17 protein-coding genes and 1 pseudogene are annotated in these 18,094 nt (G+C 30.1%); 9 read left to right on the top strand and 9 right to left on the bottom strand.

Translation table 11 applies throughout. The annotated features are described in order from the left end of the window. Positions 1 to 157: 157 nt before the first annotated feature. The 6 genes and pseudogenes from ACJAX4_RS05305 to ACJAX4_RS05280 all read left to right on the top strand — a co-directional run bounded on the left by ACJAX4_RS05305 (position 158) and on the right by ACJAX4_RS05280 (position 3,989). The gene (locus ACJAX4_RS05305) at positions 158 to 409 is read left to right on the top strand and encodes a hypothetical protein (protein ID WP_435788413.1); all 252 of its coding nucleotides are present in this window, start codon (positions 158 to 160) and stop codon (positions 407 to 409) included. A gap of 287 nt (positions 410 to 696) precedes the next feature. Continuing rightward, on the top strand, positions 697 to 990 hold the full coding sequence (locus ACJAX4_RS05300; protein WP_435788412.1) for a hypothetical protein: 294 nt from the start codon (positions 697 to 699) through the stop codon (positions 988 to 990). Positions 991 to 1,065: 75 nt separating this feature from the next. Beyond that, positions 1,066 to 1,404: a hypothetical protein gene (locus ACJAX4_RS05295; protein ID WP_435788411.1), complete on the top strand. Its 339-nt coding sequence runs from the start codon at positions 1,066 to 1,068 to the stop codon at positions 1,402 to 1,404. A 37-nt stretch (positions 1,405 to 1,441) separates the two neighbouring features. Beyond that, the gene (locus ACJAX4_RS05290) at positions 1,442 to 2,200 is read left to right on the top strand and encodes a SagB/ThcOx family dehydrogenase (protein ID WP_435788410.1); all 759 of its coding nucleotides are present in this window, start codon (positions 1,442 to 1,444) and stop codon (positions 2,198 to 2,200) included. 57 nt (positions 2,201 to 2,257) lie between these two features. Continuing rightward, a pseudogene (locus tag ACJAX4_RS05285) lies at positions 2,258 to 3,652 on the top strand (sodium:solute symporter family protein). A 34-nt stretch (positions 3,653 to 3,686) separates the two neighbouring features. Further along, positions 3,687 to 3,989: an MGMT family protein gene (locus tag ACJAX4_RS05280; RefSeq protein WP_435788409.1), complete on the top strand. Its 303-nt coding sequence runs from the start codon at positions 3,687 to 3,689 to the stop codon at positions 3,987 to 3,989. A 113-nt stretch (positions 3,990 to 4,102) separates the two neighbouring features. Here the strand turns inward: ACJAX4_RS05280 and ACJAX4_RS05275 are convergent, their stop codons facing one another. Beyond that, positions 4,103 to 4,309 carry a DUF378 domain-containing protein gene (locus ACJAX4_RS05275; RefSeq protein ID WP_435788408.1) on the bottom strand — a complete coding sequence of 69 codons (207 nt, stop codon included), beginning with the start codon at positions 4,307 to 4,309 and terminating at the stop codon, positions 4,103 to 4,105. Between the two features lie 237 nt (positions 4,310 to 4,546). On the opposite strand from ACJAX4_RS05275, the gene purB reads away from it, so the two are divergent. Beyond that, positions 4,547 to 5,977, top strand: a complete 1,431-nt coding sequence (purB, locus tag ACJAX4_RS05270) for an adenylosuccinate lyase (protein WP_435788407.1) — start codon at positions 4,547 to 4,549, stop codon at positions 5,975 to 5,977. A gap of 240 nt (positions 5,978 to 6,217) precedes the next feature. Then, positions 6,218 to 7,216 (top strand): tyrosine recombinase XerC, encoded by a 999-nt coding sequence (locus ACJAX4_RS05265; RefSeq protein ID WP_435788406.1) that lies wholly within the window; start codon positions 6,218 to 6,220, stop codon positions 7,214 to 7,216. A gap of 94 nt (positions 7,217 to 7,310) precedes the next feature. Here the strand turns inward: ACJAX4_RS05265 and ACJAX4_RS05260 are convergent, their stop codons facing one another. Next, the gene (locus ACJAX4_RS05260) at positions 7,311 to 7,811 is read right to left on the bottom strand and encodes a hypothetical protein (RefSeq protein WP_435788405.1); all 501 of its coding nucleotides are present in this window, start codon (positions 7,809 to 7,811) and stop codon (positions 7,311 to 7,313) included. 154 nt (positions 7,812 to 7,965) lie between these two features. Between ACJAX4_RS05260 and lexA the strand changes: the two genes are divergently transcribed. After that, the gene (gene lexA / locus ACJAX4_RS05255; RefSeq protein WP_435788404.1) at positions 7,966 to 8,574 is read left to right on the top strand and encodes a transcriptional repressor LexA; all 609 of its coding nucleotides are present in this window, start codon (positions 7,966 to 7,968) and stop codon (positions 8,572 to 8,574) included. Positions 8,575 to 8,734: 160 nt separating this feature from the next. Here lexA and ACJAX4_RS05250 read toward each other — a convergent pair whose 3' ends face one another. The 7 genes from ACJAX4_RS05250 to ACJAX4_RS05220 all read right to left on the bottom strand — a co-directional run bounded on the left by ACJAX4_RS05250 (position 8,735) and on the right by ACJAX4_RS05220 (position 16,145). After that, a complete protein-coding gene (locus tag ACJAX4_RS05250) occupies positions 8,735 to 9,292 on the bottom strand; it encodes a hypothetical protein (RefSeq protein ID WP_435788403.1) in 558 nt (185 codons plus the stop codon). Between the two features lie 49 nt (positions 9,293 to 9,341). Continuing rightward, positions 9,342 to 10,622: an aminotransferase class I/II-fold pyridoxal phosphate-dependent enzyme gene (locus ACJAX4_RS05245; RefSeq protein ID WP_435788402.1), complete on the bottom strand. Its 1,281-nt coding sequence runs from the start codon at positions 10,620 to 10,622 to the stop codon at positions 9,342 to 9,344. A 148-nt stretch (positions 10,623 to 10,770) separates the two neighbouring features. Next, a complete protein-coding gene (locus tag ACJAX4_RS05240; protein WP_435788401.1) occupies positions 10,771 to 12,336 on the bottom strand; it encodes a hypothetical protein in 1,566 nt (521 codons plus the stop codon). After that, positions 12,326 to 13,501, bottom strand: coding sequence for an ATP-binding protein (locus ACJAX4_RS05235; protein WP_435788400.1), 1,176 nt, complete (start codon positions 13,499 to 13,501; stop codon positions 12,326 to 12,328). The genes ACJAX4_RS05240 and ACJAX4_RS05235 overlap by 11 nt, the downstream gene beginning before the upstream one ends. 276 nt (positions 13,502 to 13,777) lie before the next feature. Continuing rightward, on the bottom strand, positions 13,778 to 14,476 hold the full coding sequence (locus ACJAX4_RS05230) for a tyrosine-protein phosphatase (RefSeq protein WP_435788399.1): 699 nt from the start codon (positions 14,474 to 14,476) through the stop codon (positions 13,778 to 13,780). An 811-nt stretch (positions 14,477 to 15,287) separates the two neighbouring features. After that, positions 15,288 to 15,722, bottom strand: a complete 435-nt coding sequence (locus ACJAX4_RS05225) for a GNAT family N-acetyltransferase (protein ID WP_435788398.1) — start codon at positions 15,720 to 15,722, stop codon at positions 15,288 to 15,290. Positions 15,723 to 15,926: 204 nt separating this feature from the next. Next, positions 15,927 to 16,145, bottom strand: coding sequence for a hypothetical protein (locus ACJAX4_RS05220; protein WP_435788397.1), 219 nt, complete (start codon positions 16,143 to 16,145; stop codon positions 15,927 to 15,929). Between the last annotated feature and the right edge of the window lie 1,949 nt (positions 16,146 to 18,094).

Raw genomic sequence — 18,094 nt, 5'->3', positions numbered from 1 at the left:
ATAGAGGATTTACTGCAAATTAAAGTGTCCTCTAACAATTATTCTTATACTGAGTGAGTCTACAATATGAGGTCGCCAAAAGGGGGATACGTCATCCTAGTAAAATCCAGGAGGGAGTTACGAAAAAGGACTTGGATTAAACAATTGTGGAGTCACATTGTTTGATAAAGAGGGAGCGGAAGTTATATTAAAAATAACAAAAGCATGGGCTGATTTATTTTCAAATGATCCATCTACTTTAAACCTTACTGCCCCATATAGCTGGAACGCAGCTTATGGTGTAACACATGGCAATTATGCAAGAATTGATATAAATCGAGATGAACTTGTTAAGAAATTTAGAAAGCTACAATTATTTTCAGAAAAAGTTATATCTAACAAATATTTTATACTTCATCATGGTATGTAAATATCATAATATTTTCGTAGCTATAGACAATTTACCTAAATATTGAATAATTAGTCTGTAGTAAAAGATATATGGATTAACTGAAGCTGAAATGCATAAAACAGCAATGCAATTAACAAATAAATTTTCATATATGTAAAAATATAATATTTAATGATGTTATTTGATTAATTTACTATTTTTAAACTAACGTTAAGTATAGTGTACAGATACTTAATACCTTTATTTGTAAAGGTCAATGTTCAAATAAAAGATATAATGAAATTATAAGAGGAGTGAAATTATTTATGGACGGTATTATATTATTAGTGATATTATTACCTTTTCTTTCTCTAATTTCTATGATATTTATGATTATACACAAGTTAAAGCTGCCCTATATGAAAATATTGGGACCTTTTATTGATACAAAATCTATAACCATTATAGCTGCATTGGTTTGTATATGTTCTGGTGGTGTTGCTTTTTTACTAAATCAAAATACCACTTCTTTAACTTTAATTGTAATTTTAGGTATGGGTTTACTTGTTTCGCTTGGAATTTGTTTAATAATCTTAAATAAAATAGGGATGGCTGAATAGCAAGCTATGCAAAGAAGTAAAGTATTATCAAGTAGTTATGAAAATTTTAAATAAGAATAGAGAGGCAGGAATAAAATGAAATTATTAGAAATATTTTATCCATTAGCCGGAATAGTGTATTTAATATATTCCGTTTTGTGTAGAAATAAAGTTACTTATTTTAGTAGAGCATACTATCGAACAAGCGAAATGAAATTCATAAAATTAAATGAATTTTTAGGGTTACAATTAAAATTTTCAATATTCAAATCGATATATCTTATTTTATACGGAATATTAATGATTAGATTTAATCTTAATAATGTATTTTTTATAGCGGGATTACTTCCATTCCATTTAATAGATTTAGTACTAATAATAAGAAGTAGAAACATGGGATATATAGATTATAAAATTGGTGAAACCTATAAATAATATATAAACATCAAAATGATAAAAAGGGGAGTGTACTATGAATAATATAAAACAGCAACGTGAATGGATGAAATCATATTTTGTAGAGGCAGAGGGTATAAAAACAGACCAACAACTAAACTTACCGCAACCACCCTTACAAAAACCTTATGATGAAAATAGCGAGAAAATTGACTTGCCTGATGTGAATGAAAGCATATTAACAAAGATAAATATATTTGATATTTTTAAGGAGAGGGTAAGCCACCGTAGTTTTAGTAGTGAATGTATTAGTTTAGCAGAATTATCCTTCTTACTTTGGTCAACGCAAGGAGTGAAAATGATAAGGGGAGATAATTATGCAACTATAAGGCCAGTTCCTTCTGCTGGGGCAAGACATCCTTTTGAAACCTACATAGTTGTAAACAAAGTTTACGGTTTAAAAAGTGGAGTATATCGTTATCTGCCTCTAACGCACCAATTACTTTATATTTTTGAAGTTGTAAATACGGAAAAAAGGCTATCCGATTTAACGCTCGGACAAAAATTCGCTGGAAAAAGTGCTGTCACTTTTATATGGAGTGTAATCCCGTATAGGGGAGAGTGGAGATATAATATGGTTGCTCATAAACCTATGCTTTTAGATGCCGGCCATGTATGCCAAAACCTCTATCTTGCTTGTGGAGCTATAGATTGTGGAACATGTGCAATAGCAGCTTATGATCAGAAGGGATTTGATAAATTTTTAAATCTTGACGGAGAAAATGAATTTGTGATTTATTTAGCACCAGTAGGGAAAATTACTTCTCACACATAAAACAAATTAAAGTATATTAATCAAGTGATAATCATCACTATAGAATACTTGAAGGGGATGCGCATAATGCTTATAATTAGTGCCATTATTACCTTGATTATAACTGGAATAATTGGCTATTTATCAAAATCAAGAGTTAAAACATCTAAAGATTTTATATCAGGTGGAAGTAAACTTGGAGCCATTGGTGTCACAAGTATGCTTATGGGTTCTATAATAGGTGGAGCAGGTACTGTAGGAACTGCTCAAATGGCTTATAATAGGGGTATTGGAGCAATGTGGTTTATATTTGGACTTTCTATAGCAAGTATACTACTAGGATTATTTTATTCAACGCAGGTAAACAAGAAATCTATAGAAACAATCCCACAGATAATAGGAAATGCATATGGTAAAAAAGCAAGAACAATATCTAGTATTTTATTATCAATAGGGATGTTTATTCATATTAATGGCCAGGTTATAGCCTGTACTGCTTTATTTACCGTAGTGTTTGGTATGAGTATTATTAAAACTGTAGTAATAGTTGTGTGTCTGCTTGTAGCATATGTTGTATTTGGCGGCTTTTGGGGAAGTACAATGGTAGGTGCGGTAAAAACAATCCTTCTATATGGAACAAGTATTATATGTGGTATATTATTAATATTTAAGTTCAATGGAATTAGAGAGATAACCTCTATTCTTCCACAAGAACCATGGTTCAACTTATTTAGTGGATGAATCTCATCTGATATAGCTTCGGGAATATCTACAATAGTTGGGGTATTATCCACTCAAACTTATTTTCAGGCTATAATGGCAGGAAAAAATTCTAAAATATCAAGAAGAAGTGCTTTTTTTGTAGCGTTTTTAATTCTTCCGGTAGGTATCGTATGTACAATGATTGGTATGTATATGAGAATTCATCATCCTGGTATTTTACCAAGTGAAGCATTTCCTTTGTTTCTTATGAATTATTTAAATCCAGTTCTAGGGGGAGTGTGTATAGCAACTGTACTAATTTCATCTATAGCAACAGGAGCAGGCCTTACTTTAGGAATTGCAACTATGTTTGTTAGAGAAATTTATATCCACTGTATTAATAAAAAAGCGGGAGATAAAAAGCAACTTTATATCTTAAGACGAACTATAATTTCCATTGGATTTATGTCTTTAATAATAGTAATAAATAATAAAGATTCAATGATACTTAATTGGGGGTTCCTTTCAATGATTTTTAGAGCTACACCTATTTTTATTCCAGTTATTGTAGCCTTGTTTTTTAGAAGTAGGGTATCAATGCAAGCGGGTATATATTCTATAATTGCAGGGCCACTTGCTAGTTTAATATGGATTTTATTGGGCTTTGAAAAATTAAATTCAATATATATAGGATTAACGATTAACGCTTTTGTACTTTTTGGAATGAGCAAATTTTATAAAACTAAAAGTGGAGATGTTAATGTGGTCTGATTCAAATAATATTTGAAATAGAAAGGGGCTTAAAATGGAACCTTTTACAGAAAGAGTAGTAGAAATTATAAAAGGCATACCAGAAGGTAAAGTGATGACATACGGTCAAATTGCAGCCTTAGCCGGAAGCCCAAGAGGAGCTAGGCAGGTGGTTAGAATTCTTCATTCATTAAGTGAAAAATATAAACTTCCTTGGCATAGAGTTGTAAATGTAAAAGGAGAGATTGTCATAAAAGATTATGAGTCACATAATTTGCAGAAGATGTTTCTAGAAAGTGAAGGAGTCATATTCACAAGGCACAACACAATAAATCTAAATGAATTTCAATATCATTAACCCGAAAGATTTGTAAACCTTGACTTTTAAATAATAATTGGTTAAAGTAAGTAAAAATACTCCATAATAACCTATGGAGTATTTTTGCTATTAATATTATTAATAAAGAAGATTTAACCTTTTTTATTCCTAAGTATGAAAATAATAATATTGACAGCAGACAATCCTACTAAGATGTATATTGCATTAACCAGGAATGGAACAGATTTAAAAATAAAATATACTAAATTGAAATTTAATAGGCCTAAGAGTCCCCAATTTAGAGCACCCACCAATACAAATATGAACGATAGTTTGTCTATAATACTAAGTTTATACATAATTCCCCCCAAACTTATATAATTGTTCTTTGTATAGATTATATTAGAAATACAATATTTTAGAACTGTTTATTAACTTTTATAAAATATTATATAATGAGATAAAAGTGTATGTTAAATAATATTTTTAAAAACAAATCTAATATACGAATAATTTTATTAATTATAATTATATTGTATGTTATAATGTGAATGAAATTTATTTTATATTTTAAATCGTACGTATGGAGGCTAAATATGAGAAATTCTTATAATACACCATTAAACAGCAGGTATGCATCAAAAGAGATGAGTTACTTATTTTCAGATGATATGAAATTTAAAACTTGGAGAAAACTTTGGGTTGCACTAGCAGAAGGTGAAAAAGAATTAGGAGTTAATATTACGCAAACTCAAATTGATGAACTTAAGTCTTATGTAGATAACGTAAACTATGAAGTAGCTGAAGAAAAAGAAAAAGAAATAAGACATGATGTAATGAGTCATGTATATGCATATGGGGTACAGTGCCCTGCAGCAAAGGGAATTATCCATCTAGGGGCTACTAGCTGTTACGTAGGTGATAACACCGATTTAATAGTGATGAGAGAAGCCATGTTATTAATTAAGAAGAAATTGGTTAACGTAGTTAGTAAGTCTTCTAACTTCGCATTAAAATATAAGGACGTTCCTACTTTGGGGTATACTCATTTACAGCCAGCTCAATTAACTACTGTAGGTAAAAGAGCCACTCTATGGATTCAAGAATTAATAATGGATCTAGAAAATTTAGACTTTGTAATTGATAAGATGAAATTAAGAGGGGTTAAAGGAACAACAGGCACACAGGCTAGTTTTATGAATTTGTTTGATAATGATGAGAAAAAAGTAAAAGACTTAGATAAGTTTGTAGCTAACAAAATGGGTTTTAAAAATACATATCCAGTTACTGGTCAAACTTATTCTAGAAAACTAGACTCTATAATACTAAATACATTATCAGAAATAGCCCAAAGTGCATATAAATTTAGTAATGATTTAAGATTACTTCAAAATATGAAAGAAGTAGAAGAGCCTTTTGAAAAAAGTCAGATTGGATCCTCGGCAATGGCGTATAAAAGAAACCCTATGCGTTCTGAGCGAATTAGTGCACTATCAAGATACATTATAGTAAATTCATTAAATCCAGCTATTACAGCTTCAACACAATGGTTTGAAAGAACATTGGATGATTCAGCTAATAAGAGAATATCCGTAGCTGAAGCTTTCCTAGCACTTGACGGGGTATTAAATCTATATATAAATATAGCGGGAAATATGGTTGTATATGAAAAGGTAATTACTGCTCATGTAAATAATGAACTTCCATTTATGGCTACAGAAAATATTCTTATGGAAGCAGTTAAAAGGGGCGGGGACAGACAAGAACTTCATGAAAGTATTAGAGTCCATTCTATGGCTGCAGCAAAACGAGTTAAAGAAGAAGGCTTAAATAATGATCTTATTGAGAGAATTATTAACGATGATAGCTTTAAAATGTCAAAAGAAGAGATTCTAGCTGTAATTGACCCAGTTAAATTTGTAGGTAGAGCTCCAAGTCAAGTTATAGAATTTATAGAGGAATATATAAATCCTATACTCGAAGCTAACAAAGAAGCTTTAGGCGTGGAAACTTCAATAAACGTATAGACTACCGCTAGTCATAATATAAATTAAAGCTATCAGTAAGGCAAAACTGGTAGCTTTAATTTTAACTTACAGCATTAGAAAAGTATAAAAACATTGTATTAAAACAATATAATTTATTAAATAAAAATAAAACATTAATTATTTTATAAAAAAAGAAGGATTTTGCCTCCCTCTTATCGAATAATAATGTCGTGAAATGTAAGTTTCACGACATTATTATTCGATAAGAGGGAGGTACATATGAAATCTACTATGAATACTATTTACAATAATGAAATACCAAAGTTTATGAGTGATTATTTTAATTATTTAGATACTGTTAGAGGCTGTTCTAGTGCAACTATTGTTGCATACACTGCTGATTTATCACTGTTTCTAAAGTTTCTAAAGTTGCATAAAGGTTTAATACCAGAAACGTCATCACTTAACTTTTCAGATATCCCCATTAATGACCTTACTATAGATATTCTTAAAACTCTTGAACTTCAGGATTTATACGCATTTATCTCCTATCTCTCAAAATATAGAGCCAATGGAAACTATGCTAAAGCAAGGAAAATTGCTGCTATTAAATCCCTCTTTAACTATTTAACTACTAAGGCTAAAGTGCTAACTATGGACCCTACTTTAGATATGGAATCACCTAAACTAGGAAAAAGAAGCCCTGTTTATTTAACTTTAGAAGAAAGTAAGATCCTTCTAAACGCAGCAAACTCAATGGATAAGCACTCTATTCGCGATTATAGTATTATTAGCCTATTTTTGAATTGTGGCCTCAGATTATCAGAGCTTTGTAGTATAAATATATCTGATATGAAAGACGATACATTGTCTATTATTGGTAAGGGCAATAAGCAGCGAACCATTTATTTAAACAAAGCTTCATTAAAGGCAATTTTTAAGTATTTACCTATTAGGAATGAAGGAATAGAAAAAATTCATATTGAAGATAAGGATGCACTTTTTATTAGTGCTAAGCATGGGAGAATTAACAAAAGAACTGTAGAACGAATTGTAAAAAAACATATAGGAAATGCTGGGCTTAATAAAGATAAGTACACTCCGCATAAATTAAGGCATACTTCAGCTACTCTTATGTATAAGCATGGAAATGTTGATATCAGAAGCCTTCAAGAAATTCTGGGTCATGAAAATATAGGTACTACCCAAATATATACTCATGTAGATAGTGATAAATTAAGAACTGCTGTTAAGTCAAATCCCCTATCTGATGAATAATAAAAAGTATATATTACTAAAAATGCAACACTTTCTTGGATGCATTTTGCGTAATATATACTTTTTCACACTCTTTAATACTTTAAAGTATGATTTATTTTTTGTCTCTCATATCTCTTCTATCTTTAAGTATTATAAGACCAGGAAATTCCTCTTTAAGTAGTTCTGAGGTATCTTCATCATTTTCAAGTAGTTCACGTGCGCCGTCTACGTCATCTATATATTCCCAAACCTCATTGTTTTCAGGTATGTAATCATCCTTGTTTAGCTTCGCAGTTTCTTCTTCTTCTTCTGCTTCCAAAAACGCTTCGTAATTTGAAATCTTTGGTAGTTCATCAACTTCATCTTCAACTTTATCGTCTACCACTTCAATATCTTCTATCTCTACATCTATAACATCTTCTAATTCTACAGTCTCTTCAATCTCTTCATGCTCAAAAACTTCATCAATTTTTATTGCTTTAACATCGTAACCTTCTAGTTCTAAACATTTGCCACAATTATCACATTTCTTACTGCGATTTAATTCACAAATATCACATTCTCCACAATTATCACATATTTTCTTTATATTAAAAATACAATTTTTAGACATACAACACCCCGCTCCATTTATTAAAACACAATCATAATAGACCATTATAACAAAGAAGAGTTCAACAATCAAATATTAATGAAAAATGCGAACATAAGTTTGATGTTATTGCATTTATATGGTATAATTCTACTACGAATGAGAGGTGTTTCCAATGGTAACCGAAAAAAAAGATAAGCAAAGTGAAATATATAATTTTATAAAGGATCAAATTCAATTAAAAGGATATCCACCTTCAGTAAGAGAAATATGTGAGGCAGTATCATTAAAATCCACATCCACGGTTCATGGGCATTTAGAAAGGTTAGAAAGAAAAGGATATATTCGTAGGGATCCTACGAAACCTCGTGCAATTGAATTATTAAAGGATTCCGTTATAAGAAAAGAATTAATAGATATCCCTATTATAGGAAAAATAACTGCTGGTCAACCAATTTTAGCAGTTGAAAATGTTGAGGATACATTCACACTTCCTTTAAATTTTACTAGAACCAATAATGAGCTCTTTATACTTAAAGTTTCAGGTAGCAGTATGATTGAAGCTGGAATATTAGATGGAGATTTAGCTATAATTGAGAAGACTAATGTCTCTAGAAATGGAGATATTGTTGTAGCGCTTATTGATAATGAGGCAACTATAAAAAGATTTTTCAAGGAAAAAGGCCATATAAGACTTCAACCTGAAAATTCATCCATGGCCCCTATTATAGTTTCTGACTGTTCAATCTTGGGTGTACTTGCTGGTATTTATAGAAAGTATTAACTCATAGCTTTTAAATATTAGGCTATGTTAGACATTATTGAGGATAAAAGAATATAAAATTGGCTTGTCTATTTTGACAAGCCAATAAACTTTTCCTTAATTATTAAAGTATCGTAAACTTTATACTGTGCGTATTAAATATTTCTATATAATGTGACAATCACTTATCGAAGTGATCACCCCATATATTGGGGTTGATTTCTAAAAGCAAGTTTGCAACATCACTACAATGTTGTTTTTCTGAAATAATACAGCAACATAACTGGTAAAAACCATTAAAATCAATTTCTTGTATATAAGGAATAATTCCTTGAATAATTGTTACCAATAGTAGATTTTCATGTGTGATGTTACAGTTTCTCATCCACTTCATTTTCTCATATTCAAGCATGAATTTAACAATTTCAGGCGGTTTGCCATCACTTATTAGCCTTAGACCTTCTTTATAATATTCGTAAACTATATCTGAATATTTTTCATCATTGAAAAAGTTAGGCAATGGTATAGTACCATAAGTGTAAACTGTTTTAATTATTTCAACTGAAGTAAGAACTATTTCATGTTTTCTTTTTTCAAACATACTACACTCATCATGCTCCATCATAGAAATTTCTCCTTTTTTCATTATGTCTTTATCATCTTTGAAACGCTGTAACGACTTGAACCAATGGAGATAATTCGCCAAAAAATTAGTTGATACTCCGTTAAATTTATCCATCCACTTTTTGTTTTTCCAATACTATGTAAAACGATATATATTACATATCTTATAAGACTTTTGAAAGTGCAATTAGTATTCCTATCTTAGCGTGGTCAAAAGTAAGTCCCCCTTGAAGATATGCTATATAAGGTTCTCTAATTGGTGCATCTGCGGATAGTTCTATAGATGCACCTTGAATAAATGCTCCTGCAGCCATTATAACCTTATCTGTATATCCTGGCATATCCCAAGGTTCACACTCTACAAAAGAGTCAATTGGAGAGCCCGATTGTATTCCCTTACAAAAATTAATTAACTTTTCTTTATCATTAAATTTGATAGCTTGAATTATATCGCTTCTTTTATCATTATATTTAGGAAGAACTTCAAAGCCTGCAAGTTCCATAATTCTAGCACAGAAAATAGCACCCTTCAGAGCTTCCATAGATACGTGCGGTGCTAGGAATAGTCCTTGATATAAAGAGCGCATAACACCAAAAGTAGAACCACACTCCCCTCCTATGCCAGGAGTTGTTAATCTATATGAAGCCAGAACTACATATTTTTCTTTGCCTGCTATATATCCACCAGTAGGTGCAATTCCTCCACCAATATTTTTTATTAGTGAACCAGCAACTAAATCTGCACCGACATCTGTAGGCTCAGTAGCTTCGATAAATTCGCCATAACAATTATCTACAAAACAAATCACCTCTGGATTTATAGCTTTTGCCGACTTAATAATTTCTTCTATTTCAGAAATTAATAATGCTTTTCTCCAGCCATATCCTGTAGATCTTTGAATATGAATTAACTTTATTGACTCATCTTTAAGCAAAGTATTTTTCATTAGCTCGATATCAACTTTAGAGTTATGGTTTAATTCTAATTGTTTATAATTTACACCATAATCCTTTAAAGATCCTATATCTTCCGTAACGTTTATCCCTATTATATTAAGAAGCGTATCGTAGGGTGTTCCGCATACTGACAGCATGGTATCTTTGGGTCTTAAATTACCAAATAAGGCTGCCCCAATTGCATGAGTTCCATTTACGAAATGTGGTCTAACAAGTGCACTCTCAGCGTTGAAAATTCTTGCATATACTTTATCTAGTGAATCACGACCAATATCCCCATAACCGTATCCAGTGGAATTTGTAAAATGAGAGTCACTAATTCTTTCATCCTGTAGTGCAGTCAGAACCTTAAGTTGGTTGAATTCTCTTATTTCGTCAAGCTTTATAAATTCGCTTTGAACATCTTGTATAGCTAACTCATAGAGTCCTAGTATTTCAGAGCTTATTTTGTACTTATTTTGTAGTTGTGTTTTTGTTATATCTAGCATTGCTTCCATGTCTCCTTTTTTATTGTTAGTTTATTATATATACATTTAAAATCACGGGTATAGTAGCTGAAACAATCTATCTAAGTATTTCAACTGCCTTAGTAATAGTAACATATATAATAGAAATGTAGAATAGTTTTATATAGACTTATAACTCGCCTTCTATCTTCTTAACCTCGTAAATAATCTCTTCAACAGTTTCTTCTAATTCCTCACCGACTTTTCTATACTCTATTTCAAATTGCTCATTCTGCTTCTTCATAAAGTACATTAATGCATAATAAGTAGGCTTAAATTTATCCTTCAGTTTAAATTCACTATCGCTAAACAATTTAAATAGTGAGTTATTCTGTTTTTTAGCCATTAGCAGTATGAAATATTTGTTTATAGACTTATTATATTCATCTGTATTATTGCATAATTGTAAAAATAAATCGACCTTTTTTATTGATTCCTCTATTCGATCCTTCCAAAGTAAATTTTCAGCTGAGCTAAATATTGCGTCAATTTCGACCTTATCAATCTTCTTAACTGTTAGTTCTTCCCTATTGCACCAGGTTTCAAGAAAATCTACAAGATATTGTACCTTTTGTTTTTCTTTTTTTCCTCCAAACCTCATTAGATACCATATATTAAAGAACCGTTCTTTAATTTGATACATGTAATTTTTCTTATTTACTGGTATTTTATTTATTATTCCACTTTTTTCTAATTGCTTTAGATGAGCTGATACTTCCTTGCTTTGCATTCTTATTCTATCTGCAATTTCTTTTGTGGTTATTGCATCCCAGCTTAACGCTACAACATCAACAAGTTCTTGTTGCACTGGTGATAAAATATCCATTGTGTGTTTATAAAGAGGTGTTACTCTATCTATTAATATTTCTAGTTCTTTAAAGGCCGCTCCACTGTTTCCAATAAAAGTATTAAAAATTATTAGCATGACTCTCGGCGCACCACCGGTTAGCCTCCTTAAAGCTTCTATTTTCCCACTATTACTTTTAACTACCACATTTGTATTTTTCTCATTAGAAATTTCGCCTAAATTTTCAAAAAACACCACATTTTCTTCAGAACTTAAACCTTTCAATTTTATATGCTTAAAAAAGTCATAAAAGGGTTTATTATAATCGAAGGTAAATTCTAAAACCTCTGACGCTGCCCCTATAATTCGGATTTCAGCAGAAGTTAAGAGGATTTCTCTAAATTTTTGCTGTTCATAAATTTTGAACTTTTTTAATATATCGAATGTATTATCTATTAAAAGTATTAACTTTATATTTTTTTCTTTAAGTTTCTGCTCAAGAAGTTTAAAACATATATCTTCGTAATCCTCTTCCTTCGAATATTTAAGCATTTCATTATAAAGCCCTATAAATTCATCGCTTTCCATTTCAAGCTGCTCAGCAGTTACCTCCCAGAGTTTAAATAGTTTACGAATGCTGTATTGTTCTTCTGGTAGGATAACAGGAATAAGCCTCTCGTTTAATTCACTATCTCTTTTTATTTCAACGTATAATCTCTTTAATAAAGTTGTTTTACCATATCCTCTTTCAGCTTCTATAATATAATGTTGCTCTGGATATTTCATATTAGAATTTTTTATATCTTTAATGATTTTATTGAATTCTTTTTTTCTTATAACAAATCTATCAATTAATTCTTGCTCTGTTAAATTGTTAGGGTTATAAAGACTTAAACTATTAGTTTGCAATTTTTTTACACCACCACATTCTTAATATAGGAGAAGTAAATGTATATATTTTATCCTCCTCATCATTATTTAAATATCCGTCATCTATAAGAGTATCTATAAGATCTTTGTATGTATCAGAAAGATTGTATTGCACAGCTAAATCATGCATTCCATTATAGGTTATCTTCTTAGCTTCGGTTATAGATATTATGTTTAATACTTCTATAACGAACTTATAGTCATTATTTTTGTATACCTTAAGCCTCTCATGCCAACTGCTAAATTTATTATTTTCTTGAATCATACTTTTAATTGCTATATCAACTGAGTTACTATAAATAGCGCATATATTCTCTTCATCATAAATATCTTGAATTTTATCCATAGCAAGTTGAATATAAAAAGGAATTAACCACTTAATTTCATTAATCATATAATTTATAGTATTATCATCCATTGTAAAATCAAGTCCCTTAAGAAGTTCATTTATAAGATTTTTCCCCTCTGTATTACTAAGTGGTGTTACTTTTAATATATCTAGGTCATTTATAAACTTTGAAGAATCCATTCGTCTTGCAATACCCTCGAGGCTTATGGAACCTGTATATATGAATTGGAATTTATTATTTATATCACTATTTTGCCTTAATGCTCTGTTACTTTGAAGAAGCTTAACTGCATATTCGGTACCTTCCTTTTGTTGAATGTTTTCTATTGTTTGAGCAAATTCATCTATCATTATAATTAATTTGTGTCCTTCTAAATCAATAGACTTCATAATCTCTATAAATTTGTCAAAATAATTTAGTTCAATGTTTTTGACAAATTTTACAGTGTCTACGCCAATTTCGTCTACGCTTTTAAAAATATTCTTAGCCAAATCTTTAATTGAATTTATTACTTTATCTCTTTTCTTTATTGAATTAGTATTTAAAATAGCCTTTACAATTTCCTTATAATACTTATTTTCATCGTATACCGATTCAGTAATTACATAAACTACATAAAAGTTATCCTTTGGGTTATCTTCTATAAACCTCATTAATGAGGTTTTTCCAACTCTTCTTGGAGCTGAAATTATAATACTACTATCTGAATCAATTTTTCTCCATAACTTATTTATTAAAATAGGTCTTTTAAAAAAGTTATCCCCTCGTGCAGCTTGCCCTGTTGTAATTTTCATAATTTGCACCTCCATATTCTTTATATTTACAATTATACTTAACAAAAAATATTTTGTCAAGTGTTTTAACAAAATATTTTTTGTCAGTTTTTCTTTATATCTTCTTCTTTTTATAATACTCTACACCCAAGGCGGACGGAAATATTTTGTTATAGGTCGTTTTTGCCACTACACTTTGAGCAAGACCTACTCCAATTATCATTGAATATGATTCATGCTATATAATAATTGTGGTACATTATATGAAAAATATGTACTCAATTGTAAATAGTATAATTACCTCACACAGTTTATTAATTTCGTTTTTAATCGCAAAATTTCACTATCACTTAACCCTATTCGAGAAAAATATTCTTCTACTGAGTTATATTTTTGTAGGAACATGTCCAGAAATTTTTCCATATATTCTGTTTTCGGAGTTATGATATTAATATCAACATTCTTATTGATGTTACAAAACTGTTGCAACATAGAGCCTAAATATGCTTGTGAAATCTGATAATCAGCTAAAATGTCTATCTTGCAAACACCAACTAATAGAAACAGCAATGCTGAAATTACTCCTGTCCTATCTTTCCCCGCTGTACAATGGTAAAGAACACCGCCTTTAGCTTTTGCAAGTACTCTCATGATATTAAGTACAGACTTTTGCTCGTCTACCATTTCAAAGTACGAATCTGGAACAGCTTTAACACTTGCAGGCAAGTAGCCATCGCCATGTGCTTTACAATTATAATATTCAAATTTATTATAACTTTTTAAGGCACAATGTTTACTTTGAACCTCATCATTGCTTCTCAAGTCAACGATTGTTGTTATATTATTGGATAATAATAGATGTATGTCATCATCTGAAACTTGGATTGGCACATCGCTGCGCAGAAACACCTTATATGTGGTTACTTCCCCACAAGCTAGGGTATAACCGCCTAAATCACGTGTGTTAAGAGTCTTACTTAATAAAAATCTACACATATATTCACTTCCTTTATTATACGTTGTTGATAATGCTTTCTTCGCATTTTTCAACAACTATATCTCAATTAGATCTAATTAAATAACTTATGAGCAATCACTTATTTTGTTCTAAATTTCGTATAACGTTGCTAACTCCGACATTCTTGAGCCCTAGCGCGACCGCGCTTGGTGAAAGAATGTGTTTTGTCAGTCTTTTTATGACAAAACGAACGGGAGTTTATGGGATATGTTCTCCGCTTATTTTAATCGATATCTCTTACCCATAAACTTCTTGTTGAATAATAATTCATCAATTTCACTTCTTAAGATAATAAAATTTCATGCGTAATCATAAACTTTCGTAGATTTAAAATATCAGGTAACGTTCCTGAACCTTAGCCCGACGGGCTTGGTGAAGGAATGTGCCTTGGCGTTGGGCTTACTTCTAACCTATATATAGATTATAAGTCATAAATTTACACAATACTACATAAAAATAATTCACTAGCCAAGGCGAACGGCAACATTTTGTTATAGGTCGTTTTAGCCACATCACTTTGAGCAAGACCTACTCCAGTTCCCCTTAAATATGATTTATACTAAATAATGATAGTGCAGCGATCAGTGTTAAAACAAATCCATGATTCTTAAAATATAAATGTCTATAAGAACTGAGAGTATTATAATTAAAATTTCAAATATGCTCAATTCACTTACTCCTACACATTAAAATACAATGTTAGATAAATCGTATTTTTAGGATATATACATCATATATGAAAGTTGCGACTTAAGTAAAATTAAAAATTATGCTAATGACAATAAAATTCTAAAACATTTTTTTAAAATTTTTCTGTTCTTTGTTTCCGTCATATCCACAAGATGTATAAAATGCGTGTGCTCCAATTCTTGTTGCTCCTGACACCAGTCGTACACCACAAGCACCTGTACCCTTTGCCCATTTCTCAACTTCATTCAAAAGCATTTTTCCGATACCGTTTTTTCTAAAATGAGATGAAACGGCAATACCCATAATATTTTTCAAATATGGTGCATATAGCAACTCATAATTGCTTGCGTGAATATAACCTACTACTTTATCTCCAACTACGGCTACATATATTTTATGGTTACTATCATTTAGTAATTGTTTTAATTGCTTTTTTGTATCTTCAGCAGGATATTCATAACCCATTTCATTCTTATTAAGTAAAACTATGTCCGTATAGTCCTGCGTTTTACATTCTCTAATAACAATTTTCAAATTAACACCCCCACGGTACCATAAATAATATTTACTTCGTGATAAACTACGAGTTTGACATGTACCTACGCCCTTACTGCTCAATTATACTTTAATTTTTTAGACTGCCCATTATAGACATAACCAGTCCAATTTATCTGATTTCTTAAGTAATTCTTTCAGTTTTTTACGACGAACTTTATGAAAATGGTGAAATGATTTATTCTATTTGAATTTTTTCTTAAGGCTCTCTATGTCTTCTTTGTTATCAATCCATTCTTCAGAATACCCACATTCACAGCACAGATATCTTGTTACCTTTACTCCATTAAAACCTGAAATTCCCCACGTAATATTGTTACCAGAACCAAATGCTCCAAATTTACCTGGTATTTTTATAATATTCCTTGAATTACATTTAGAACATGTTTTTGTGTTTTTCATATTACACCTCTTTTTATATTTGTTAATTAATTGTTATATGTAAAATTTATTGTTACGCTACAAAGTACAATTTTGACATAACTCATTAACTGAGAAATATCTTAAGATATCGCTTATATGCACTACACCGATCAAATTTTATACTTTTTTGACTTCCGATTATAAACATAATGTAAACTTAGTCTATACCATATATAAACCATTCTACTAGCATAATTCAACAAATATTTACTATTGTCCTCTAAAATACATTGAAGAAAATAAAAATTCACTTGATATTACTTTTAGAGTACGTTAACTATTCTTTAATTTCACAAAAATACCTCAATTTTTATAAAATAATGCAATACTCCATCCACACTATTTCTAATTTCAAATCTCCACCTGTTTATTAAAATTAGTTAAATTTAATAAATTTCTTGTTAAATTTAACTAGTTTTTAATAAAGTAATCTACTAATGCCTTGAGCAATCCTGTTATTTAGAGTTAAGACTTAATTAATTTATCGTAAAAATTTTACATTACCCGGGGAATTATCCGCTGTAACTTCATTTGAGGAGCAAAAAAATAAAAGCACAAGTAATATAATATGACCTGTGCTATAAATTGGATTAAATCTACCATCAGACAATTTAACTAAACAATGTTCAATGTAGTAAGCATTCTTCATATATCTCACTAATTCAGCATTTAGAAACAGTAAAATATCAGTGAAATCAATGTTATTGTTTGAGGTATGCTCTAAACAAAAGCATTAACTTCAGATCATATTGATTCAAAATTTATTAGATTTTATACAGCTACAAGTACCAATAGAATAATTGCAATTTTTTTAATGAAAATCGTCTTGGACATAATAAAATTGCCACCATAAAATAATTTACGGTGGCAAATAGACAATTTAAATTAAATATTCACTTGATAAACCCTGTTAAACCCTGCTATACCTTCATTATGTCTACAATAGTCTCAATATGAGGTGTGTGTTTATCCCTCGTATTATAACTTATCTATATCTATTTTATAATATCCTGTAAGCATTGATTTAAAGCCATATATGCGGTATATAATAATTTTTCAGCTCTAAACGTAACTAATTGTATCTGATAATATTTTATATAACGGTGGCAAATGGGTGGCATTGCCACCGTAAAACTCAACTTTAGTTATAGTATTTATATCCCCTCTTGTATAGGTCCAAGAAACTACTTCTATAGTTTGCTACAATTTCCATACCGCCACCTTCAAAACATTTGTTCTTATATATTGCATAACATTTTACCTTAATTACAAGGGCTAAAGTTTTCCTTCAAAATAAATTAAATTTTAACAAATCAAAAGCCCCAAGGTATCCTTGCGAGCTTCTAACTATTTTTTAAAATATAATAGTCCGAGTTTTAATAATAGTTACTATGATACGTCGTACATGAGCATAACTTACTACCTACTGTTTCATAGTCTGCTAAATAATTCTAGTTGGTACTAACATAACATAAACCTCCTAATTTAAACATTCCTTTGATAAACCTATTTTAATAAATTAGTTAAGCAAAGAGGCTTGATGCCTCCCCTCCTTTGATATATGCTATTTTTTTGATATATTCACCACATTTTGATGTATGCTTTATAAAAAATTCATATTATAACTTTTGGTGTAATAGTCGCAAAACATATGTAGGCTCTCCTATAATTGTGTTAAATCTTCTTGACAGCTAATACTTTTTACTTATTATATGCAATCAGGTAAGTTTCAATCACTGAAAGTATCCTAATAACAATCTCACAATAAATAATATATTTTTATAAGTCATTTGAGAGGTAATGTATACAAAAACAATCATCCATAAAAATGAATTTTCCCCTCTTCATGCCTTCCGAGCAAAACATATCTATAACAAGGTACTATTAATATTAGCAATACTACAATCAAAACGACAAATATTTATTGT

The sequence above is a fragment of the Clostridium sp. genome (assembly GCF_051278035.1).
GTDB lineage: Bacteria > Bacillota > Clostridia > Clostridiales > Clostridiaceae > Clostridium_AD.
Note: the sequence above shows the minus strand (reverse complement) of the source record. Positions and strands in the feature narration are given on the sequence as shown.